Origin of the sequence: Mesorhizobium sp. M1C.F.Ca.ET.210.01.1.1, assembly GCF_004791585.1 — a bacterium.
GTDB lineage: Bacteria > Pseudomonadota > Alphaproteobacteria > Rhizobiales > Rhizobiaceae > Mesorhizobium.
Window position 1 is genome coordinate 1 of sequence record NZ_SRUU01000009.1, and the last position, 21,352, is coordinate 21,352.

The following is a 21,352-nucleotide window of genomic DNA, read 5'->3' on the forward strand; positions in this document are numbered from 1 at the left end:
GTTCAGGTTGATGGTTTTACCGGTGGGAAGGGACCGGGCCATGCCACGGCCTGTCCGAAAGGACGACCAGGATCCACTCGGTCTCCTTCCCACTTCAACCATACACCGGAACCAACACACAGGATCCTTGGGTCTGCGCCGCGTCGCTGCGTTCCTTGCTTCGCCCAGGGATGACGACGCTAAGAGCGGCTCAATTAAATCATCAAGGCTCGCAATTCGCGGCCTGGCGGAGCCACAGCTGGCCTACACCGTCAGGAACTTCCGCACATCCGCGCGGTCGAGATCCTCGGCCGGACCGGTGTGCACGATCTGGCCCCGGTCCATGATGTTGACCTCGTCGGCAAGTTCCCGGCAGAAGTCGAGATATTGCTCGACCAGAAGCACGGCGATCCCCGCCTGGTCGCGCAGATAGCGGATAGCGCGGCCGATATCCTTGATGATCGAGGGCTGGATACCTTCGGTCGGCTCGTCGAGCACGAGCAGCTTCGGCCGCATCACCAGCGCCCGGCCGATGGCGAGCTGCTGCTGCTGGCCGCCGGACAGGTCGCCGCCGCGACGACCCAGCATCTGCTTCAGCACCGGAAACAGCTCGAAAACGTGAGCAGGTATGTTTCGGTCGCCGCGCCTCAGCGGCGCGAAGCCCGATTCCAGGTTTTCGCGCACCGTGAGCAGGGGAAAGATCTCCCTGCCCTGCGGCACGAATGCGATGCCCGACCGGGCGCGGTCATACGCCGCGCTCCGGTCGAGCGCCTTCCCCTCGAAGGCAACGCTTCCGCTCGTCAGCCGGTGATGGCCGACGATCGATCTCATCAAACTGGTCTTGCCGACGCCGTTGCGGCCGAGCACGCAGGTGATCTTGCCGGCGCCGACCTTCAGCGAAACGCCGCGCAGCGCCTGGGCGGCACCGTAATGCAGCGTGGCATTGGAGACCTCGAGCATGGTCAGCCCCTTCTCCAGCGCTTCAGGAAAGCGAAATCGAAACGGTAGAAGGGAACGCGCCAGACCATGCTCATCGCCCCAGATAGACTTCGACGACGCGCTCGTCGGCCGAGACGAAATCGAGCGTGCCTTCCGACAGCACCGAACCCTCATGCAGGCAGGTGACCTTGACGCCGAGCTCGCGCACGAAATGCATGTCGTGCTCGACAACGACTACCGAATGGTCGCGGGCGATATCCTTGAGCAGGCGCGCGGTTTCCTCGGTTTCGGCGTCTGTCATGCCGGCGACCGGCTCGTCGACGAGCAGCAGCTTCGGGTCCTGCGCCAAGAGCATGCCGATCTCCAGCCACTGTTTCTGGCCGTGGCTGAGATTGGCGGCGAGCTCGCCGCGCTTGTCGCCGAGACGGATGATGCCGAGAATGTCGTCGATGCGCCGTGCCTCGGCCGCCGAGCGGCGGTGGAAGAGCGCCGGGAAGATCGAGCGCGGCCCCTTCAGCGCCAGCATCAGGTTGTCCTCGACGCTGTGGCTCTCGAAGACGGTCGGCTTCTGGAACTTGCGGCCGATGCCCATCATGGCGATCTCGGCCTCGTCATGGCGGGTCAGATCCACTTGGCCGTCGAAGAAGACCTCGCCCTCGTCCGGCCTTGTCTTGCCGGTGACGATATCCATCATCGTCGTCTTGCCGGCGCCGTTGGGGCCGATGATCGCCCGCATTTCACCCTTGTCGAGCACGAGCGACAGATTGTTGATGGCGCGAAAGCCGTCGAAGGAAACCGAGACGCCGTCGAGATAGAGGATAGTGTTCGACTTGCTCATGATCGCTCACTCCGCCGGCTGCGGCTCGACGCCGGAAGCGGACCACGCCCCCGGGGTCCTCGCCGCCGAGCGCACGATCTTGGGCTGTGGCGCCTCCCGATCGGCGCCGGCTTCCGCGGCGAGCGAGGCCGCGCGCAGCGCCCTGGCCTTGCCGCGCCACGAATCCCACATGCCGACGACGCCCTTGGGCAGGAAGAGCGTTACCGCAACGAACAGCCCGCCCAGCGCGAACAGCCAGAATTCCGGCAGCACCCCGGTGAACCAGGATTTTCCGGCGTTGACGAGGAGCGCGCCGATGATCGGACCGACGAGGGTGCCGCGCCCGCCGACGGCGGTCCAGATCACCACTTCGATCGAATTGGCCGGATCGAACTCGCCGGGATTGATGATGCCGACCTGCGGCACGTAAAGCGCGCCGGCGATGCCGGCCATGATTGCAGAGACGGTGAAGGCGAACAGCTTGACGTTCTCCGCCCGCCAGCCAAGGAAGCGGGTGCGGCTTTCGGCGTCGCGCACCGCCATCAGCAGCTTGCCGTATTTGGATTGCACGATCGCCCCGGTGACGAAGACGGCGAGCGCCAGCGTCACGGCGCTCGCCGTAAACAGAGCCGAGCGCGTCGCGTCGGCCTGCACGTTGAAGCCGAGTATGTCCTTGAAATCGGTCAGGCCGTTGTTGCCGCCAAAACCCATGTCGTTGCGGAAGAAGGCTAAGAGCAGCGCATAGGTCATCGCCTGGGTGATGATCGACAGATAGACGCCGGTAACGCGGCTGCGGAAGGCGAACCAGCCGAAGACGAAGGCGAGCAGGCCGGGCACCGCCAGCACCATCAAAGCTGCAAACCAAAAATGGTCAAAGCCGTGCCAGAACCAGGGCAGTTCCTTATAGTTCAGGAACACCATGAAGTCCGGCAGGATCGGGTTGCCATAGACGCCGCGCGAGCCGATCTGGCGCATCAGATACATGCCCATCGCATAGCCGCCGAGCGCGAAGAAGGCGCCATGGCCGAGCGAGAGGATGCCGCAATAGCCCCAGACCAGATCGAGCGCGAGCGCCAGCAGCGCATAGCAGAGATACTTGCCGACCAGCGCCACGATATAGGGCGGAATATGGAAGGCGCTCGTCGGTGGAACCGCGAGATTGAGCAGCGGCACGACGACGGCGGCCGCCAGCAGGACGAGGATGGCGAGGCCGATGCGGCGATCTGCGCCGAAGAGGCGCTGCGTGATCATGCTTCCACCGCCCTGCCCTTCAGCGCGAACAGGCCGCGCGGGCGCTTCTGGATGAACAGGATGATCAGCACCAACACGACGATCTTGCCCAGTACGGCGCCGGCATAGGGCTCGAGGAACTTGTTGACGATGCCGAGCGAGAAGGCGCCGACCAGCGTGCCCCACAGGTTGCCGACGCCGCCGAAGACGACGACCATGAAGCTGTCGATGATGTAGCCGCGGCCGAGATTGGGCGAGACATTGTCGATCTGGCTGAGCGCGACGCCGGCAATGCCGGCAATGCCGGAGCCGAGCGCGAAGGTCAGCGCGTCGACCCATGGCGTCCTGATACCCATGGAAGCGGCCATGCGGCGGTTTGCGGTGACTGCTCGCATCTGCAGCCCCCAGGGCGTGCGCTTCATGACATAGAGCAGCACCGCGAAAACCATGAGCGCGAACACAAGGATCCACAGCCGGTTCCAGGTGATGGCCAGTTGGCCGACATCGAACGAGCCCGACATCCAGGTCGGGTTGCCGACCTCCTGGTTGGTCGGCCCGAAGATGGTGCGCACGGCCTGCTGCAAGATCAGCGAGACGCCCCAGGTGGCTAGAAGCGTCTCCAGGGGACGGCCATAGAGGAAACGGATGATGCCGCGCTCGATGGCAAGGCCGACAAGTGCTGAGACAAGGAAGGCAAGCGGCAGCGCGATGACCAGCGACCAGTCGAACAGGCCGGGGAACGACGTGCGGATCACCTGCTGGACGACGAAGGTGGTGTAGGCGCCGAGCATCACCATCTCGCCATGCGCCATGTTGATGACGCCCATAACGCCGAAGGTGATGGCAAGCCCGATCGCGGCAAGCAGCAGCACTGACCCCAGCGAAATGCCATACCAGATGTTCTGCCCGGCATCCCACAGCGCCAGCGTCGAATTGATGTGGCCGATCGCGGCGGTCGCCGCGTCCTTGGCCGCGCCCTGGGCGTTCGCCTCAACCGAGGTGAGCAGCGAAAGTGCATCGCGGTCGCCGCGCGCGGCGATGACAGAGATGGCCGCGAGCTTGTCGGCTTCGGGCTTGTCGGAAACCAGGACCGACGCCGCGCGCGCCTGTTCGAACAGGGCTTTGACGGCCGGTTCGGTCTCGGCGGCGATGGCAGCGTCAAGCGGCTCGATATTCGCCGCGTCGGGCGTCTTGAACATAGTCGCGGCAGCGGCAAGGCGCACGCTCGCGTCCTTGGCCCGCAACGTCAGCGTGCCCAGCGCATCGCGGATCGTGCGGCGCAGGCTGTTGTTGACCTTGATCTTGGTGAGGTCGGCCTTGGCGGCGTCTGCGGCCTTCTCGCCACTCAGCGGATCGAGCAATTCGATGCCGTCTCCAGCGTCGTTGCCGACGAAGACCTGGGAATCGGCCTTGCGGATATAGAGATTGCCCTCGGCGAGCGCGGAGAGCGGGCGTTCGACGGCCGGATCGCCGCTCGCGGCAAGCTCGCGCGCGACGGCCTCGGTGCCCGAAAAATTCGTGGCAGCCGCGAATTTGGCGATGGTCGCGCGGAGGTCGGCTTCGGCTGCCTTCGACGGCAGCAGGCTTGCCATCGTCAGCAGCAGCATCATGCCGATTGCACGCAACAAGGTCATCGTCTTCAAGCGGCTCCCAAGGGATTTGAGCATTTCGCCCGGGCGGACCGTGGGCCCGCCCGGGCCGCGGTCTCGGATCGCGGGGCCACGCCGCGATCCGACAGACCTGGGAGGATCAGTTGGTGCCCTTGCCGCCGCACTTGCCGGTGGCGACGTTGAAGTTGCCGCAGGACAGAGGCGCGCGCCAATCGGAGATCAGGTTCTTGGAGTCGGGCAGGTAGTCGGACCATTCGTCGCCCATCACCAGGCCGGGCGTCTGCGACACGGTCTCGAACTGGCCATCGGCCTGGATCTCGCCGATCAGCACCGGCTTGGTGATGTGATGGTTCGGCATCATGGTGGAATAGCCACCGGTCAGGTTCGGCACCGACACGCCGACCATGGCGTCGATGACCTTGTCCGGATCGGTGGTGCCGGCCTTCTCGACCGCCTTCACCCACATGTTGAAGCCGATATAGTGGGCTTCCATCGGGTCGTTGGTGGTGCGCTTGTCGTTCTTGATGAACTTGTGCCAGTCGTCGATGAACTTCTTGTTCTCGGGCGTGTCGACGCTCTCGAAATAGTTCCAGGCGGCGAGATGGCCGACCAGCGGACCCGTATCGAGACCGGCCAGTTCTTCCTCGCCGACCGAGAAGGCCATGACCGGGATATCCTCGGCCTTGATGCCCTGGTTGCCGAGTTCCTTGTAGAACGGCACGTTGGCGTCGCCGTTGACGGTCGACACGACCGCCGTCTTCTTGCCGGCCGAGCCGAACTTCTTGATCGCCGAGACCTCGGTCTGCCAGTCGGAGAAGCCGAACGGCGTGTAGTTGACCATGATGTCCTCGGCCGGCACGCCCTTCGATTTGAGGTAGGCTTCGAGGATCTTGTTGGTCGTGCGCGGATAGACGTAGTCGGTGCCTTCGAGCACCCAGCGCTTCACCGAGCCGCCATCGGCGCTCATCAGGTAGTCGACGGCCGGAATGGCCTGCTGGTTCGGCGCCGCGCCGGTGTAGAAGACGTTGCGCTCGCTCTCCTCGCCCTCATACTGGACGGGGTAGAAAAGGATGTTGTCGAGTTCCGAGAACACCGGCAGCACCGACTTGCGCGACACCGAGGTCCAGCAGCCGAACACCGCCGCGACCTTGTCCTTGGAAATCAGCTCACGCGCCTTTTCGGCGAACAGCGGCCAGTTGGACGCCGGATCGACGACCACCGCCTCGAGCTTCTTGCCGAGCAGGCCGCCCTTGGCGTTCTGCTCCTCGATCAGCATCAGCATGACGTCTTTCAGCGTCGTCTCCGAAATCGCCATGGTCCCCGACAGCGAATGGAGGATGCCGACCTTGATCGTGTCGTCGGCGGCCCTGGCAGGAGCCGACATCGAAAGGCCGGCAGCGATCACCCCGGCCGAAAACATTTTTGTTATTGTCGAGAAATTACCCCTCATGTTCCACGCTCCCAAGCTGGTTGTTTTGCATCGCGACAGAGCATTGCAAGCGACGTGCCAAACGCAGAAGCGTGGCGATGCGGGGAGCGATAGCTAAATAGTTACAATCGGTTATCGGATAGCCGTCGAACGGGATCGAGTATCCGGAATGCATGGGGACTGAGAAAACTTTACGCAGCCCTGCCTAGATTTTGCCCAAATGGTAAAAATGCCCAAACTTTAAGCTCGACTCTGCATGCGGCAATCCGCCAGCGGTTGCGAGACGGTGGCAAAATGGGGCAAGGTCGCCGCGCAAACGAGCGACGTCATGGCCTTACGCATCATCCTGAGCTTCCTGCTTCTCGTCTCCGCCGCCGGCGGCGCCCGCGCCGGCTTCACCGACGGCAAGCTGCCCGACGGGACCTATCATTGCGAGGTCTACCTGCTCGGTGCGTTTCTCAACCTCGGCGACATCACCATCAAGGGCAATGTTTATAGCGGCCCGGTGACCTTCGGCACCTCGGGAACCTACAACTACCAGATGGACGCCAATGGCGAGATCAGCTGGCTTGGGCCGCTCGGCGGCTATACCAGCGGCGGCAACTCGATCTCGCTGACTCAGGCGACGCTGGACGACCCGGGCGCGCCGTCCTTCGACATCATCATGAAGCAGCAGGACGGCGCCTTCACCGCCTCGACCTGCACGAAGCGCTGAGCAGCAGCCGCGGGCTTTCGAATCGGGCGGTGCGCTCTAATGGCCGGTGCCTGGAAGCCCGAAAATCGGGCTCTGACCAGGACGACCACTTGATAGCCGATTTGGTCGTGCCGATCAGCAAAACAGGCCCAACCAACAATGTCGGCAGGCCCATCAGGGGGTCGCCGACGTCCTCACCTATGTGCGCAACAGCTGGGGCAACGCTGCCGCTCCGGTCTCCTCTGGAGACGTGGGGCGATACGCAAGGAGTTGACGCAGGAAATCTAGCTGCCGGCCGCGACTTCCAGCGCCAGCCGCGTCATGTCGGTGAACAGCGCCTGGCGCTCGGAGTAGTCGGTCAGCTCGCCGGTGGCGACGTGGTCGACCACCGTCAGCAGCGACAGGGCGCGCGCGCCGAACTGCGCCGAGATGCGGTAGAGCGCGCTGGTTTCCATGTCGACCGCCAGCGCGCCGAGCGCCCTGGGCTCATCGAACCGGGCGCGGCCGTCGGGGTGATAGAACACGTCGCTGCAGATCGTCAGCCCCGCGCTGCAGGCGATGCCGAGAGCGGCCGCCCGCTGCAGCGCCAGCGCATGGAGCGCTTCATCCGGCCCTGCCGGCTGGTACAGCCCGAAGACTTGCCCGCTGATTGCGCCCTCGGCACGTACGGCGCTGGAGATGACCACGCCGCGCAGCGGAACGTGCTCGGACAGCGCGCCGCATGTGCCGGTGCGGATCAGGGTCTTCACGCCGTGATAATCCAGCAGCTCGTGGGCGTAGATCAGGAAAGACGAGACGCCGATGCCGGTTGCATGGATGCTGACCGGCTTGCCGCGAAACCGGCCGGTGAAGCCGAGGGCGCCCCGGCGGCGATTGACGCAGCGCGGCGCCTCGAGAAAAGTCTCCGCCATCCATTGAGCGCGCTCGGGATCGCCCGGCAACAGCACCGTTTCGGCGTAGTCCCCCCTGCCCGCCTCGATGTGCGGCGTCACGCTACCTCCCGGTCATGTGCAAACATACCCCGCTCCATCATGGCAGGCTCGCTGCAATGTGCAAGCGATTGCTGTTTTAGGATTCCAGCACGTCCTTGACGATCGTCGCCAGCTGCTTGAGCGAGAATGGCTTGGGCAGGAAACCGAAATGCGCGTCGGCCGGCAGGTTCTTGGCAAAGGCGTCCTCGGCGTAGCCGGAAACGAAGACGAACTTGATGTCCGGCTGCCGCTTGCGGAGCTCGCCGAGCAGTGTCGGGCCGTCCATTTCCGGCATCACCACGTCGGAGACAACGATGTCGACCTTGCCGCCGAGGGCCTCGAAGACCTCCAGCGCCTCGACGCCGGAAGACGCCTCGTGCACGGTGTAGCCGCGCGAGGTCAGCGCCCTGACGCCACCCATGCGAACGGCATCTTCATCCTCGACCAGTAGCACCGTCGCCGAACCGGAAAGGTCCTTCGCGGTATCGGCCCACTTGGCGGGCGCTGCAGCGACCGCCGCGGTGTCGGCTGGCTCGCTCGCCTTCTTCGCCTCCGCGACATGGCGCGGCAGGAAGATGCGGAACACCGTCCCCTTGCCGACCTCGGAATCGCAGTAGATGAAGCCGCCGGTCTGCTTGATGATGCCGTAGACCATGGAGAGACCGAGGCCCGTGCCCTTGCCGACCTCCTTGGTGGTGAAGAAGGGTTCGAAGATCTTCTTCAGCACGTCCGGCGCAATGCCGCTGCCGGTGTCCTCGACCTCGACGAGCACATAGTCGGCCGGTGCAAGCTCGCGATAGGAGAAGGATCTGCACTCTTCGGTGGTGACGTTGCGGGTGCGCACCGTCAGATCGCCGCCGGTGGGCATCGCGTCGCGCGCGTTGACAGCCAGATTGACCACCACCTGCTCGAACTGGCCGATGTCGACCTTGACCGGCCACAGGTCGCGGCCATGGTCGATCTTCAGCCTGATATCGTTGCCGACCAGCCGGGCAAGCAGCATCCTGAGATCGGCGAGCACGTCGGTCAGGTTGAGCACTTCCGGCCGCAGCGTCTGCTTGCGCGAGAAGGCGAGCAATTGCCGAACCAGCGACGCCGCGCGATTGGCGTTCTGCTTGATGTTCATGATGTCGGGGAAAGACGGGTCCGACGGACGGTGGTTGGTGAGCAGAAGGTCCGACGCCATGATGATGGCGGTGAGCACGTTGTTGAAGTCGTGTGCGATGCCGCCGGCAAGCTGGCCGACCGCCTGCATTTTCTGGCTCTGCGCCATCTGGCCCTCGAGCGCCTTCTGCTCGGTGGTCTCGACCGCGTAGACGATGGCCGACTCCTCCACGCCCTCGCCGCCGCCGCCATCGGCGACAGCGTTGACGTAGAAGCGGATATGGCGCTCCTCATTGCCGGGCAGCAGCGAGTCGATCGCCTCGATATTGGCCTGCCGCTGCCGCGCCTTTTCGAAGGCGGCGGCGAAGGCCGGCCGGTCGCGCTCATGCAACACGGTCTCGAAGCGCACGCGCCGGTCGACCGCGTCACGATCGACGACGGACGAAAACAGCGACAGGAACGGCGCGTTGGTGCGCAGGATGCGACCGCTGGCGTCGACGCCGGCAATAGCCATCGGAGTCGAGTTGAAGAACCGGGTGAAGCGGACTTCCGAGGCGCGGAGGTCGGCGGAAGCATCCTCGCCTTGGGTGCGGTTGAGCACGATGGTGCGGGTCGGCCCGTTCACGCCTTCGCGGCTTGCCGAAACGCGGTGCATGAAGCGCACCGGCAGCGCCTGGCCGCTCATCGTGGTGAGATCGAGGTCGATGACGGCATTGCGCGTGGTGCCGGGATCCGCCTTGACCGAGCGGACAAGGGCCATGCCGTCGCCGGCAACGATCTCAGGCAGCGTCACCGCGCCCGGAGTGAAGCTGGCAAGGTCGATGCCCAGCCATTCGGCAAGGGTGGCGTTGATATAGGTGACGCGCCCTTCCTGGTCGGCTGAGAAGAAGCCGGCCGGAGCGTGGTCGAGATGGTCTATCGCCTTTTGCAGGTCGAGGAAGAAACGCTCCTGCTCCGCCCGCTCCTGCGAAATGTCGGCGATCTGCCAGGCAAGCATCGGCAGCCGCTGGCCGGGAACGTTGAAGGCGCGGGCTCGGGCGCGGTACCAGCGCGCGCCAGGCTCGGCCCCAGGCTTGATCGACTGCGCCAGCCGGAATTCACCGTCACCGGCCTGGCCGTCGCGCAGGCCGGACGCCAGCCGGTAGATGGTCGTCGAGGCCTCGGGAACATCCGAAAGCAGCCCCTCGACCGTCTTGAGCTCAGCCGCCGATGCGGCACCTGTCATGTCGGCATAGGCGCGGTTGGCGTAGATCACGCGCCCCTTGGTGTCGGTGACCAGGAGACCTTGCGACATTGAATCGACGAAGGCTTTCGACAGCTCGTCGCCGGTCGAGCGCGGGGCGATCTGCACGAAGCCGATCGCGGTGGCGAACAGGAAGCCGACGCCGATCATGGCAAGCACACCCAGCATGCCAAGCAGGAACGGATCGCCGAGGCGTTCGCGGAACAGTCCGAAGACGATCGCGGCGCCGGTCAAGACGACGATGAAGATGATGAGCCTGGCGACGGCGCCCGGACGCGTGTTTTGGTCGACGATCGGTACCGGATAGAAATCGCCGCGCGTTTCCTTGGCCATGTGCCCCCTGCTCGTGATTCCGATGCCCCCGACACCCGCGAACGGCCCGGTTGAATCACATTCTCCTGTAGCGGAAAAGGCCCCGGCGGCAAATGTCCGATAAAATCAACGATTCATGTTTCAAACTGTTCACGATGCGTGAAGCGAACTTGCGGTCGCTAGTCCCAACGGTCTAGTGTCGCGTCACCTCAAGAAGGCGATTGGGTGCACCGATGCTGCAGTGGCTGGATAGCGTGGCGGGTCCGGGTTATGTCGCTGCAATCCTGTGGACGTTTGCGGCCCTCATCCTGCTGGTGGTCGTCCTCCTCGTCATCAAGGTGGTCCGCAACCTGACTTTCGGCACCTTCGTTGCCGGCGGCCGAAACCGCAAGACGCGGCTCGCCGTCATGGACGCCACCGCCGTCGATAGCCACCGTCGGCTGGTGCTGGTGCGCCGCGACGATATCGAGCACCTGATCCTTATCGGAGGCCCGACGGATGTCGTCGTCGAACGCGACATCAGGCTAGCGGCACCCCGCCGCCCGGCGCTGACCGGCGACGGCGGCCAGCAGCAGGCTGCCCCACCGCGCCCGCGCGCCCCGCAGCCCGCGCCGGCACCGGCATCGGCGAGGCAGTCGCCGGCACCGGCGCCGGCGCCTGCTCAAGCCGCCGAGCACGCATCGCGCCCGCGCGCGGCGGCCCCTGCGCCAAAACCGGTGGCGCCGAGCCCGTCGAGCGCGAAAGTCATGCCTCTGCCTGCCTATGGGACGGCGAACGGCGGCGTCCGGCATGCTCCGCCGCCGCCCTCCAACGACTCGATCGATGATACGCTGATGAACGAACTCGAGGCATCGCTGGACGAGTCGCACCCCAAACCGGCGAACAAGCCGGCAACGAGGCCCTCGCTCGATGACGAGATGACCAAGCTTCTCGGCGAGCTTGCCAGCCACAAGCGCTGACCGGAGGCCTTGACCGGCTCAAAACCATCTTCAGAAAAGGAAATGGCCGGGGAACCCGGCCATTTTTCTATTCATGCGATTCGCATCAATCGTCACGGTAGACCTTCTCGCGGCGCTCGTGGCGCTCCTGCGCCTCGATCGACAGCGTCGCGATGGGGCGGGCATCAAGCCGCTTCAGCGCGATCGGTTCGCCTGTTTCCTCGCAATAGCCGTAAGTGCCCTCGTCGATGCGCTGCAGCGCGGAGTCGATCTTCGAGATCAGCTTGCGCTGGCGATCGCGGGCGCGCAGTTCGATGGCTCGGTCGGTTTCGGAAGAGGCGCGGTCGGCCAGATCGGGATGGTTGGCGTTTTCTTGCTGAAGGATTTCGAGGGTTTCACGCGCTTCGCGAAGGATGTCGTTCTTCCATGTGATAAGCTTCATGCGGAAGTAAGATTTCTGCCGTTCGTTCATGAACGGCTCGTCTTCGGAGGGTACGTAATCGGCGGTAGCGATATCGTTCATTCGACTCACCCAACAACCCCAAATTTGGCGCCTATATATTCGCGGACAAGGCCCTGCACAAGCGCAAACGGTAACTGTTTCACGCAATTGTTAGTCTCGCGGCGGCAGACATTCGCAACAGCCTCTTCTCAACGGCCGGGGTCGAATTCATCAGCGAATCGGCGCGGTTGCACGTCGTACACCATTGTGCACGACCCCGTTCTGGTGACTAATCGCCAAAACGCTCATTGCATTCAGCACAAAGGGGGAGCCGGTTGAGCAGACTCTATCTGTTGCGGCATGCCAAGGCCGGCTGGGCGCTGCCCGGCGTGCGCGACTTCGACCGTCCGCTCGACGAATCGGGCATGGCCGATGCCGAGGCGATGGGCGATGCCATGCGAGCCCGCAACTACGTGCCGGATGTCACGCTTTGCTCCAACGCCAAGCGGGCGCGGCAGACGCTGGAATGCCTTGCCGGCCGCACCGACACCGGCCGGGTGGTGTTCTTCGACACGCTCTATAGTGAGGATGCAGCCGGCTACCTCGATATCATCCGCAGGAATGGCGGAACCGGGTCATTGCTGGTGATCGGCCACAACCCGATGACCGAGGATCTCGCCATGGCGGTGTCGGGCGACGGCGACGAGACCGCGCGCGGCATGCTCAACCACGGCTTTCCCACCTCCGGTCTGGCCGTCGTGCGTTTTCCCGGCAATCTCGGCGAAGCAGGCCAGGGCAATGGCTATCTCGAAGCCTTTATCACCCCTGCCGATCTCTGACACCATTTCAAACGCGTTGGCCAAGACCTATATCGGGCCCTGACGGGCGACCCAGAGGCAGATTTGGCATCATCGCTGACCACTTTCACCGACGAGGCAAGGATTGCGCTCGACACGCTGTCGGGCCGTGCCGCCGGGCTCTTCTCTCCAACGTTGCGACTGGGCGTCACCGGTCTCTCCCGCGCCGGTAAGACGGTGTTCATTTCCGCTCTCGTGCACAATCTGATCCATGGCGGGCGCCTGCCGCTGTTCGAGGCGCAAAAATCGGGCCGCATCGCCCGCGCCTTCCTCGAGGAGCAGCCGGACGACGCCGTCCCGCGCTTTCAGTACGAGGACCACGTCGCCGCCCTGGTCAACGACCGCGTCTGGCCGGATTCGACGCGTGCCATTTCTGAACTGAGGCTCACCATCGAATACGAGTCGGCCTCCGGCTGGAACCGGCTGTTTTCGGCGGGAAAGCTTTCGGTCGACATCGTCGACTATCCCGGCGAATGGCTGCTCGACCTGCCGCTGCTCGGCAAATCCTTCGCCGATTTCTCCAGCGAGGCGGTCGACCTTGCGGCCCTGCCCGTGCGCTCCGACCTGTCGCAGGCCTGGCGCGAGATGGCCTGCGCCGTCGATCCGGACGCCGACGCCGACGAGATGACGGCGCGCCGCCTCGCCGAGAGCTTCGCGGCCTACCTCAAGGCCTGCAAGCTCGACGAACGCGCGCTGTCGACGCTGCCACCTGGTCGATTCCTGATGCCGGGCGATCTCGAAGGCTCGCCGGCGCTCACCTTCGCGCCGCTGACGAGGCTCTCCGAACGGCGCCGCGCCGGATCGCTGCAGGCGATGATGGAGCGGCGCTACGAGGCCTACAAGACGCATGTCGTAAAGCCGTTCTTTCGGCAGCATATAACCCGCCTCGACCGCCAAATCGTGCTGATCGACGCCATGCAGGCGCTCAACGCCGGCCCGGCCGCCATGGCTGATCTGGAGCGGGCCGTCACCGAAATCCTCTCCTGTTTCCGGCCCGGCAGGGGCAATTTCGTCACCGACCTGTTTTCCAGGCGCATCGACCGCATCCTGGTGGCGGCGACCAAGGCCGACCAACTGCATCATGAAAGCCATGACCGGCTGCAGGCGATCGTGCGCCGCCTCGCGGACCGGGCCGTCGCGCGGGCGAATTTCAGCGGCGCCGATGTCGATGTGGTCGCCATGGCGGCGGTGCGCTCGACCCGTGAGGGCACCGTGAAACAAGGCCGCGAGACATTGCCGGTCATCATCGGCACGCCCTTGACGGACGAGAAGATCAACGGCGAGACATTCGACGGCAAAACCGAAACTGCCATATTCCCCGGTGACTTGCCGGAAAAAGTTGATGCGGTGTTCGATCTGCCCGGGCCGCGGCTGGAAGACACTGAACCGGCGATACGCTTCGTGCGGTTCCGTCCGCCCAAGCTCGAGCGCACGGCCGAGGGCGTCACGCTTTCACTGCCGCATATCCGGCTCGACCGCGCCGTGCAGTTCCTGATCGGAGATCATCTGGCATGACCGCGCCCCGCAAACCGGCGGCCTTCCGCATCGAACCCGAGGCAGCGCCAAGGCAGGAAACGCCGCAGAAGCATCGCACCGACGAACGGCCTGCACGCAAACCGCACGCCGCTCGATCCGGTGTCGCGGTCGTCATCCCTTCGGAGATCGACGTCTTCGACGAGCCGGATATCGAGCAGGCCGCTCCGCCGCCGGCGACCGCGCCCAGGAAACGCTCGCTGCTCGCGCGCCTGTTTTTCGGCGCCTTCGGCGTGCTTGTCTCGCTTGCGGTCGGCCTGTGGACGGACCAGCTCATCCGCGACCTCTTTGCGCGCGCCGAATGGCTGGGCTGGCTGGCGGCCGGCATGGCGGCGATCGCGCTTCTATCGCTGCTCGTCATCCTCGTCCGCGAGTTCCTCGCCATCGCGCGTCTCGCCGAAGTCGAAAAGCTGCAGCGACAGGCCCTGGATGCGGTCGCGCGCGACGACCCCAAGGCCGCGCGGGCCCTGGTCGACGAGCTTTCAGCCTTTGTCGCGGCAAAACCGGAGACCGCGGCCGGCCGCCGCTCGCTTGCCGAGCTGCGCGGCGAAATCATCGATGGCGGCAATCTGGTGCGACTTGCGGAGACCGAGATTTTGTCGCCGCTCGATGCCCGCGCCAAGACGATGATCCTCGAAGCGGCGAAGCGCGTCTCCCTGGTGACGGCGGTCAGCCCCCGCGCGCTCGTCGACGTCGCCTACGTCGTGTTCGAGGCAGGCAGGCTGATCCGGCGCCTGTCGGAGCTCTATGGCGGCCGTCCCGGCACGCTTGGCTTCTTCCGGCTGGCGCGCGGTGTGCTCGCTCACCTGGCGGTGACCGGCTCGATCGCTGTCGGCGACAGTTTCGTACAGCAGATCGTCGGCCACGGCCTGGCTGCGAAACTCTCGGCAAAGCTCGGCGAAGGCGTGGTCAACGGCATGATGACGGCGCGCATCGGCATCGCGGCGATGGAAACGACGCGCCCGCTGCCGTTCATCGCGGCCAAGCGCCCGGGCCTTGGCGATTTCCTCTCGGCGCTGACCTCGTTCGCGACCCGCAAGGATGGCCAAGCGAGCAGTAAGATCGAGCAATAAGGTAAATGCCCAAACGGCCGCCGGTGACGAAGCATTAACCAATCTTGTTCATGGTCGTTTTGTCCCAAGAACAGACTTTGTTGTGCCGGGTGTCGTCCATGAAAAGCGTGATCTTGTCCTGCGTTCTGCCCGTGACGGTTGCGGCTGCCGCGCCGCTCGGCCTGGTCGAAAAGGCCTTCGCGGCAGAGCCGGACAAGCAGTTTTTCCGTTCGGTGGAAGGCAAGTGGATCGGCCCTGGCGAAATCATCGCCGGCAAATACAAGGGCACGAAATTCACCTGCAATTTCAACGGGTCCACGCCCGATGACAAAATCGGCATGACGCTCGACGGCGACTGCCGGGTCGGCGTGTTCACGCAGAAGATGTCGGCGACCGTCGAACGCCGGGGCCGCGATGGCTACAAGGGCACTTTCATGGGCGGGTCGTCCGGCAACGGGATGGACATTGTCGGCGGCAATGTCGTCGATCCCCAGAAAGTCGTCTTCACCATCAACCGCAATCAGCTGAACGGCGTCATGCAGGCCCGTGTCCCGGACGACGATTCGATGACCGTGACGGTCGCCGTGCGGGTCAACAAGCAACTGGTGCCAGTGATCGGCATGAGCCTGAAGCGGGTCGACACGGTCGAGGTCGGCTCCATCGCGAAAAACTGAGCAAACGCGCTCAGCCGGGCATAGAAAAGGCGGCCGCCAACGGCTGCCGCCTTTCTTCGTGTGTGTCTTCGCTCAGCCCTTGATGGCGGCGGTCACTTCGTCATAGGCCTTGCAGGCTTCGTCCAGCGTGGTGGCGTTCTGATACTTGGTCGTCACGGCCTGCACCTTGGCCGTCAGATCGGCCGCCTTGCTCGGATCCTTGGTGATTGCTTCCTGAAGCGCGGCAGTCATGTCCTGCGCCTTCTTGGTGGCCATCTCCTGTGTGCACTGCGGTCCCTTCGAACAGGCCGAAACGGCCAGCGCCGCAACACCAACGGCGACGAGCAAAAACTTCTTCATGTCAGTTATCTCCTCAAAAAAGGCGGTGGCCCATCGCCGCCGCCTCCCAATGGCCGAAGCCGACCGTGCCTTAACCTCTGATTGTGGCGTCACGCAACGACCGGCTCGCGTAAACTTGTGTAACGAAGCTGCAACAGGAGTTTGCCGCAAAGGCGCCGCGTTTGTTTCCTGCCGACGGCCCCTGCCCTCCTGCCCTTGCCCCGCACTCCCGCCGCATGCAAGGAGTGCTTGGAGACAACGGGACGACAGGCATGGCGGCTGAAGCATCGAGCAGCGATCTCGTACAGGTGGTGGCGCTGCTCGCCGCCGGCGTGGTCGCCGTGCCGATCTTCAAGCGCATGGGCCTGGGCTCCATTCTCGGCTACCTGGCGGCCGGCGTGGTCATCGGACCGTTCGGCCTTCGTGTCTTTTCCGAATCGGAAGCCATCCTTCACGTCGCCGAGCTCGGCGTCGTCATGTTCCTGTTCATCATCGGCCTGGAAATGCAGCCGTCGCGGCTCTGGGGCCTGCGCCGCGAGATTTTCGGGCTTGGCGCGCTGCAGGTCGGCGTCTGCGCGGTTCTCTTGACCCTCGTCGGACTGGCCGGGGGTTTTCCGATCGCGCAATCCTTCGTCGCCGGCGCCGGCTTCGTGCTGACGTCGACGGCGATCGTCATGCAATTGCTCGAGGAACGCGGCGAGATCGCCACGCCCAAGGGCCAGCGCATCGTCTCGATCCTTCTGCTCGAGGACCTGACGATCGTGCCGCTCCTGGCGCTGGTTGCGTTCCTGGCGCCGGGCGGCGCGGAGACCAGCCTGTCCGAGCGGCTGACCGAGATCGGCATCGGCATCGCCGCCATCGTCGGCCTCGTCGTGGCCGGCCGCTATCTGCTCAACCCGCTCTTCCGCATCCTGGCCGATGCCCGCGCCCGAGAGGTGATGACGGCCGCTGCCTTGCTGGTGGTGCTTGGGTCGGCTTTGGCCATGCAGCTTTCCGGCCTGTCGATGGCGATGGGCGCTTTCCTCGCCGGCGTGCTGCTTTCCGAATCGACGTTCCGCCATCAGCTCGAAGCCGACATCGAGCCGTTCCGAGGCATTCTGCTTGGCCTGTTCTTCCTGGCCGTCGGCATGTCGCTCGACCTCGGCCTCGTCGCCCAGAACTGGCGCCTCGTCGCCATCTATGTCGTCGCCTACATGATCATGAAGGCGCTTGGCATCTATATCGTCGCGCGCATGCTGAAGGCAGGCCATCGCGAAGCGCTCGAGCGCGCCGTCTTCATGGCGCAGGGCGGCGAATTTGCCTTCGTGCTCTATTCTTCTGCGGCCGCGGTCGGCATCATCGACGGCCAGGCCAACGCGACGCTGACCGCCATCATCATCATCTCCATGGTGCTGACGCCGCTGGCGATCTTGGCGCTGCGCTATCTCACGCCGCGCGACGAGCAGTCGCTTGAAGGGGTCGACATCGCCGACGGCCTCACCGGCAGTGTGCTGATCATCGGCTTCGGCCGCTTCGGCCAGATCGCCAGCCAGCCGCTGCTTTTGCGCGGCCTCGACGTCTCGATCATCGACAACGAAGTCGAGATGATCCAGGCCGCGGCCGATTTCGGCTTCAAGGTCTATTACGGCGACGGCACGCGGCTCGACATCCTGCATGCGGCCGGCGCCGGCCGGGCGCGTGCCGTGTTGATCTGCGTCGACAAGCCGGAGGCCGCCGTGCGCATCACGCAGCTGATCAAGGCCGAATTCCCGCTGGTCACCATCCTGGCACGCGCCTTCGACCGCGGCACCGCGCTGCAGCTCGTTCGCGCCGGTGTGGATTACCAGCTGCGCGAGACCTTCGAATCGGCGCTGGTCTTCGGCGGCTCGGCGCTGGAAGCGCTGGGCGCCGATCCGGAAGAGGTCGCCGAGGTCATCGAGGATGTCCGCCGCCGCGATGAGGCGCGTTTCGAAACACAATTGGCCGAAGGCGTGCGCGCCGGGCAGCGCTTCCTGAAAGGCAATATCGGCACGCCGATCCCAACGCCGCTGACGCAGCCGCGCCGCGCCGGCCGGGCGCTGAACGAAGAGACGGCCGGCGTGCTGAACAAGGCAGAATCTCAGAACTGAGGGCAACACATGGCAGAACTCGACCCGCAAGCGCTTTCCGTCACCAAGTTCTGGCGCGATGCCGGCGAGGACGCCTGGTTCGAGAAGAGCGACCCCTTCGACACGGATTTGCGCAACCGGTTCCTCGAGCTGCACTATGCCGCCGCCAGGCGTGAATGCGATGGCTGGAACGCGCATGCCGAGGGATCGCTGGCGCTGATGATCCTGCTCGACCAGTTTCCGCGCAACTGCTTCCGCGGCACCGGGCACATGTACGCGACCGATCCGCTGGCCAGGCATTTCGCCGACAAGGCGATCGCCGCCGGCCAGGATCTGCAACTGGAAGAGGTGGTGCGTGTATTCCTCTATCTGCCCTTCGAGCATTCGGAACTGCTTGCCGACCAGAAGCGTTCGGTGGAACTCACCGCCGCCAAAGCGCCCGAATACCTGAAATATGCCGAAGAGCACCTTGAGATCATCCAGCGCTTCGGCCGCTTTCCACATCGCAATAGGATGCTCGGCCGCGAGACGACGCCCGAGGAAAAGGCATTCCTCGACGGCGGCGGCTTCTCCGGCTGATTGGCTTCGGATCTAGTTGAGCCACCACTCCCGGCCCGACGGCAGCCGCTCGATGCCGGACGTGTCGACGGCGCCGAGCCGTTCCGACACGCTCCTGCCGCCAACGGCGAGATCGGGCGCGATCTCGACCAGCGGCGCCAGCACGAAAGCCCGCTCCAGCATGCGTGGATGCGGCACCTCGAGCCCGGTTTCGTGTATCACCCGGTCGCCGAAAACCAGTATGTCGATGTCGATCAGGCGCGGACCCCAGCGCTCCTCGCGCACCCGCTTCAATCGCCTTTCGACATCGAGGCAAAGGTCGAGCAGGGCGCGCGGCGAGAGCGCCGTCTCGATCGCCGCCGCGGCATTGAGAAAATCCGGCTGGTCGAGCTTGCCCCAGGGCGGCGTGCGGTAGAGCGAGGAGACGGCGGTGACGCGCGTCCTGTCGTCGCCGTCCAGTATGCGCAGCGCCGCGGCCATGGACTTCGCCGGATCGCCGAGATTGCCGCCGAGACTGAGATAGACGGCGCTATTGAGGCCAGACAACGGTCACCTCGACATGATCGAGCACGCCCGGCACCGGTGCGTTCGGCTTGCGCACCGTGATCTCGGCCTTCCTGATCTGCGGAAATCGCGCGGCAAGCGCCTTCGCCACTTCGAGCGCCAGCGCCTCGATCAGGAAGCGCCGGTGTCCGGTGATGATCTTCTCGATGACCGCGAAGGCAATGCCGTAGTTGACGGTGTCCTCGATGGAGTCCTCCTCCAGCGGGCGGCTGGGCTCGACGGTCAGCTCGGCATCGACATAGAAGCGCTGGCCAAGCGTCTCCTCTTCGTCCAGCACGCCGTGCCGGGCAAAGAAGGCGCAGTTCTTCATGCGGATGACATACATAGTCAGCGTCCGGGCGGAAGGTCGTTTTCGCGTGCCAGCATAGCATCGGCTACCGCCAGCGCATCCACGTTGATTGCGACATCGTGGACGCGAAAAAGGTCGGCTCCCTTGAGCCGCAGGATGACGCTGGTGGCCGCGGTGCCGGCCGCGCGCTCGGCCGGCTCGCGCCCGGTGACGCCGCCGATGAAGCGCTTTCGCGATGTCCCCGCCATCAGCGGAAAGCCGAGCGCCTGAAGTTCGGAGAACCGTGCCATCAGATCGAGGTTTTCCTCCGTCGTTTCCTTGGCGAAGCCGAAGCCGGGGTCGAGCACGATCTGGCCGTCGGCAACACCGCCGGCGCGCGCGATCTCCAGCGATTTGCGCAGGAACAGGAATTGGTCTTCGATCACATCCGGCAGCTTCTCCCGTTCGCGTCCGGTATGCATGATGATCAGTCCCGCGCCGGTCTCGGCCGCGACGCGCGCGATGCCGGGTTCGCGCTGCAGACCCCAGACATCGTTGACGATGTGCGCTCCGGCAGCGACGGCGCGCCGCGCGGTATCCTCGCGATAGGTATCGACCGAAATCAGCGCCCCGCCCGATCCTGCGAGCGCCTCGATGACCGGCAGCACCCGCGCCTGCTCTTCCTCGGCGCTTATCGGGGCAAAGCCCGGACGCGTCGATTCCCCGCCGACATCGATGACGGCCGCCCCCTCTTTGACCATGCGCCGCGCCTGCGCTATCGCCTTATCCGCCGCGATGAACAGCCCGCCGTCGGAAAAACTGTCGGGCGTGACGTTGAGGATGCCGACGACGACCGCTTTCGGGCCGAGGTCGAGATGGCGTCCATGCGCGAGTTGCCATCGCCTTGTCGTCATTGTCCATCAACCATGTGTGATCCGCACGAAATCAATTTCGTTGCGCTGGCAAGGCCCGTAAAGCAAGGTGCGTGAAGAGGCAACATGATGAACCGCTCCCTGCCCTGCGTCCTGATGCTCACGCTCGCCGCCATGCCGGCCAGCGCAGCGAATCTGGTGAAGACCTACAGCTATTTCAGCGTCGGCGGCCGCACGCTGGACGACATCGAAAAGCAGCTGACGAAGAACGGGCCTGAAGTGAAGAGCACCGGCTCCAGGCACCCGGGCGCCACGCAGATGGCTTTCACCACCCGCGTCAGCTACGCGCAGACAGCCAGTTCCTGTCGGATCGCCAACGCGCAGGTGACGGTGAAGGTCAAGGTGATCCTCCCGGAATGGCGGCGTCCGCGCAAGGCCGATCCGGAGGTCAGGCTGTTCTGGGACACACTGTCGGCCGACATCAAGCGCCACGAGGAGCGCCATGTCGAAATCGCCAAGAACCATGCGCGCGAACTCGAGGACGCGCTGAGGGCGACGTATCCGCAAAAGACCTGCGAAGCCGCGAAGGCCAAAGCCGCCGAGATTTCGGCCGCCGTCCTCGCCAAGCATGATCGCGCCCAGGTCCAGTTCGACCGTGTCGAAGGCGTCAACTTCGAGAGCCGGATCATCCGGCTTCTGCGCTACCGCATGCAGCGCATCCAAAGCGGCCGGTTGCCGCCGGCTTGACCATCGGAGCGGCGGTGCCGGTGAAAGCCAATCCTGTCGAACCATGGTGCCAGATTCGAAAAACTTTCGAGCGGCGGTCGAAAACGGCCTATATCGAACGACATATAGCGGGTT

The 21,352-nt window shown here is 64.6% G+C and carries 20 protein-coding genes and 1 pseudogene; 9 read left to right on the top strand and 12 right to left on the bottom strand.

Going from position 1 to position 21,352, the window contains the following annotated elements; translation table 11 throughout:
• Nucleotides 1-243: 243 nt before the first annotated feature.
• From urtE to urtA, 5 genes and pseudogenes are all read right to left on the bottom strand, one after another.
• Nucleotides 244-939 (bottom strand): urea ABC transporter ATP-binding subunit UrtE, encoded by a 696-nt coding sequence (urtE, locus tag EN853_RS12110; protein WP_127860199.1) that lies wholly within the window; start codon nt 937-939, stop codon nt 244-246.
• A 70-nt stretch (nt 940-1,009) separates the two neighbouring features.
• Complete coding sequence (gene urtD / locus EN853_RS12115) at nt 1,010-1,756, bottom strand: urea ABC transporter ATP-binding protein UrtD (RefSeq protein ID WP_127860198.1); 747 nt, start codon at nt 1,754-1,756, stop codon at nt 1,010-1,012.
• A gap of 171 nt (nt 1,757-1,927) precedes the next feature.
• Nucleotides 1,928-2,986 (bottom strand): annotated as a pseudogene (gene urtC, locus EN853_RS12120) (urea ABC transporter permease subunit UrtC); the annotation flags it as partial.
• A complete protein-coding gene (urtB, locus tag EN853_RS12125) occupies nt 2,983-4,599 on the bottom strand; it encodes an urea ABC transporter permease subunit UrtB (protein WP_127860196.1) in 1,617 nt (538 codons plus the stop codon). The pseudogene urtC and the gene urtB, both read right to left, overlap by 4 nt.
• A gap of 115 nt (nt 4,600-4,714) precedes the next feature.
• Nucleotides 4,715-6,025, bottom strand: a complete 1,311-nt coding sequence (gene urtA / locus EN853_RS12130) for an urea ABC transporter substrate-binding protein (RefSeq protein WP_127860195.1) — start codon at nt 6,023-6,025, stop codon at nt 4,715-4,717.
• Between the two features lie 307 nt (nt 6,026-6,332).
• On the opposite strand from urtA, the gene EN853_RS12135 reads away from it, so the two are divergent.
• Nucleotides 6,333-6,719, top strand: coding sequence for a hypothetical protein (locus EN853_RS12135; protein WP_127860194.1), 387 nt, complete (start codon nt 6,333-6,335; stop codon nt 6,717-6,719).
• 263 nt (nt 6,720-6,982) lie between these two features.
• On the opposite strand, the gene EN853_RS12140 is transcribed toward EN853_RS12135, so the two are convergent.
• Nucleotides 6,983-7,690 carry a DeoD-type purine-nucleoside phosphorylase gene (locus EN853_RS12140; RefSeq protein WP_127860193.1) on the bottom strand — a complete coding sequence of 236 codons (708 nt, stop codon included), beginning with the start codon at nt 7,688-7,690 and terminating at the stop codon, nt 6,983-6,985.
• A 76-nt stretch (nt 7,691-7,766) separates the two neighbouring features.
• Nucleotides 7,767-10,349, bottom strand: coding sequence for an ATP-binding protein (locus EN853_RS12145; protein WP_127860192.1), 2,583 nt, complete (start codon nt 10,347-10,349; stop codon nt 7,767-7,769).
• Nucleotides 10,350-10,561: 212 nt separating this feature from the next.
• Here EN853_RS12145 and EN853_RS12150 point away from each other — a divergent pair, with 212 nt between their 5' ends.
• Nucleotides 10,562-11,287 (top strand): flagellar biosynthetic protein FliO, encoded by a 726-nt coding sequence (locus EN853_RS12150; RefSeq protein ID WP_127860191.1) that lies wholly within the window; start codon nt 10,562-10,564, stop codon nt 11,285-11,287.
• An 85-nt stretch (nt 11,288-11,372) separates the two neighbouring features.
• On the opposite strand, the gene dksA is transcribed toward EN853_RS12150, so the two are convergent.
• Nucleotides 11,373-11,789: an RNA polymerase-binding protein DksA gene (dksA, locus tag EN853_RS12155; RefSeq protein ID WP_126093785.1), complete on the bottom strand. Its 417-nt coding sequence runs from the start codon at nt 11,787-11,789 to the stop codon at nt 11,373-11,375.
• Nucleotides 11,790-12,043: 254 nt separating this feature from the next.
• On the opposite strand from dksA, the gene EN853_RS12160 reads away from it, so the two are divergent.
• The 4 genes from EN853_RS12160 (at nt 12,044) to EN853_RS12175 (ending at nt 15,824) form a co-directional block, all read left to right on the top strand.
• On the top strand, nt 12,044-12,547 hold the full coding sequence (locus tag EN853_RS12160) for a histidine phosphatase family protein (RefSeq protein ID WP_127860190.1): 504 nt from the start codon (nt 12,044-12,046) through the stop codon (nt 12,545-12,547).
• A 63-nt stretch (nt 12,548-12,610) separates the two neighbouring features.
• Nucleotides 12,611-14,080, top strand: coding sequence for a YcjX family protein (locus EN853_RS12165; protein WP_127860189.1), 1,470 nt, complete (start codon nt 12,611-12,613; stop codon nt 14,078-14,080).
• Entirely contained in the window at nt 14,077-15,171 is a 1,095-nt protein-coding gene (locus EN853_RS12170; protein WP_127860188.1) for a YcjF family protein, read from the top strand. The genes EN853_RS12165 and EN853_RS12170 overlap by 4 nt, the downstream gene beginning before the upstream one ends.
• A gap of 98 nt (nt 15,172-15,269) precedes the next feature.
• Nucleotides 15,270-15,824 carry a hypothetical protein gene (locus tag EN853_RS12175; protein WP_127860187.1) on the top strand — a complete coding sequence of 185 codons (555 nt, stop codon included), beginning with the start codon at nt 15,270-15,272 and terminating at the stop codon, nt 15,822-15,824.
• Between the two features lie 72 nt (nt 15,825-15,896).
• Here the strand turns inward: EN853_RS12175 and EN853_RS12180 are convergent, their stop codons facing one another.
• Nucleotides 15,897-16,163 (bottom strand): hypothetical protein, encoded by a 267-nt coding sequence (locus EN853_RS12180; RefSeq protein ID WP_127860186.1) that lies wholly within the window; start codon nt 16,161-16,163, stop codon nt 15,897-15,899.
• Nucleotides 16,164-16,414: 251 nt separating this feature from the next.
• Between EN853_RS12180 and EN853_RS12185 the strand changes: the two genes are divergently transcribed.
• Together EN853_RS12185 and EN853_RS12190 are read left to right on the top strand one after the other, a co-directional pair.
• Nucleotides 16,415-18,250 carry a monovalent cation:proton antiporter-2 (CPA2) family protein gene (locus EN853_RS12185; protein WP_127860185.1) on the top strand — a complete coding sequence of 612 codons (1,836 nt, stop codon included), beginning with the start codon at nt 16,415-16,417 and terminating at the stop codon, nt 18,248-18,250.
• 9 nt (nt 18,251-18,259) lie between these two features.
• Nucleotides 18,260-18,808 carry a DUF924 family protein gene (locus EN853_RS12190; RefSeq protein WP_127860184.1) on the top strand — a complete coding sequence of 183 codons (549 nt, stop codon included), beginning with the start codon at nt 18,260-18,262 and terminating at the stop codon, nt 18,806-18,808.
• Between the two features lie 12 nt (nt 18,809-18,820).
• Here the strand turns inward: EN853_RS12190 and folK are convergent, their stop codons facing one another.
• The 3 genes from folK to folP are packed head-to-tail and all read right to left on the bottom strand — an operon-like array spanning nt 18,821 to nt 20,533.
• A complete protein-coding gene (folK, locus tag EN853_RS12195) occupies nt 18,821-19,333 on the bottom strand; it encodes a 2-amino-4-hydroxy-6-hydroxymethyldihydropteridine diphosphokinase (protein WP_127860183.1) in 513 nt (170 codons plus the stop codon).
• The gene (gene folB / locus EN853_RS12200; RefSeq protein WP_126089067.1) at nt 19,317-19,676 is read right to left on the bottom strand and encodes a dihydroneopterin aldolase; all 360 of its coding nucleotides are present in this window, start codon (nt 19,674-19,676) and stop codon (nt 19,317-19,319) included. The genes folK and folB overlap by 17 nt, the downstream gene beginning before the upstream one ends.
• Nucleotides 19,677-19,678: 2 nt before the next feature.
• Nucleotides 19,679-20,533 carry a dihydropteroate synthase gene (gene folP / locus EN853_RS12205; RefSeq protein WP_127860182.1) on the bottom strand — a complete coding sequence of 285 codons (855 nt, stop codon included), beginning with the start codon at nt 20,531-20,533 and terminating at the stop codon, nt 19,679-19,681.
• Nucleotides 20,534-20,617: 84 nt separating this feature from the next.
• On the opposite strand from folP, the gene EN853_RS12210 reads away from it, so the two are divergent.
• Nucleotides 20,618-21,238: a DUF922 domain-containing protein gene (locus EN853_RS12210; protein WP_127860181.1), complete on the top strand. Its 621-nt coding sequence runs from the start codon at nt 20,618-20,620 to the stop codon at nt 21,236-21,238.
• The last annotated feature ends 114 nt before the right edge of the window (nt 21,239-21,352 follow it).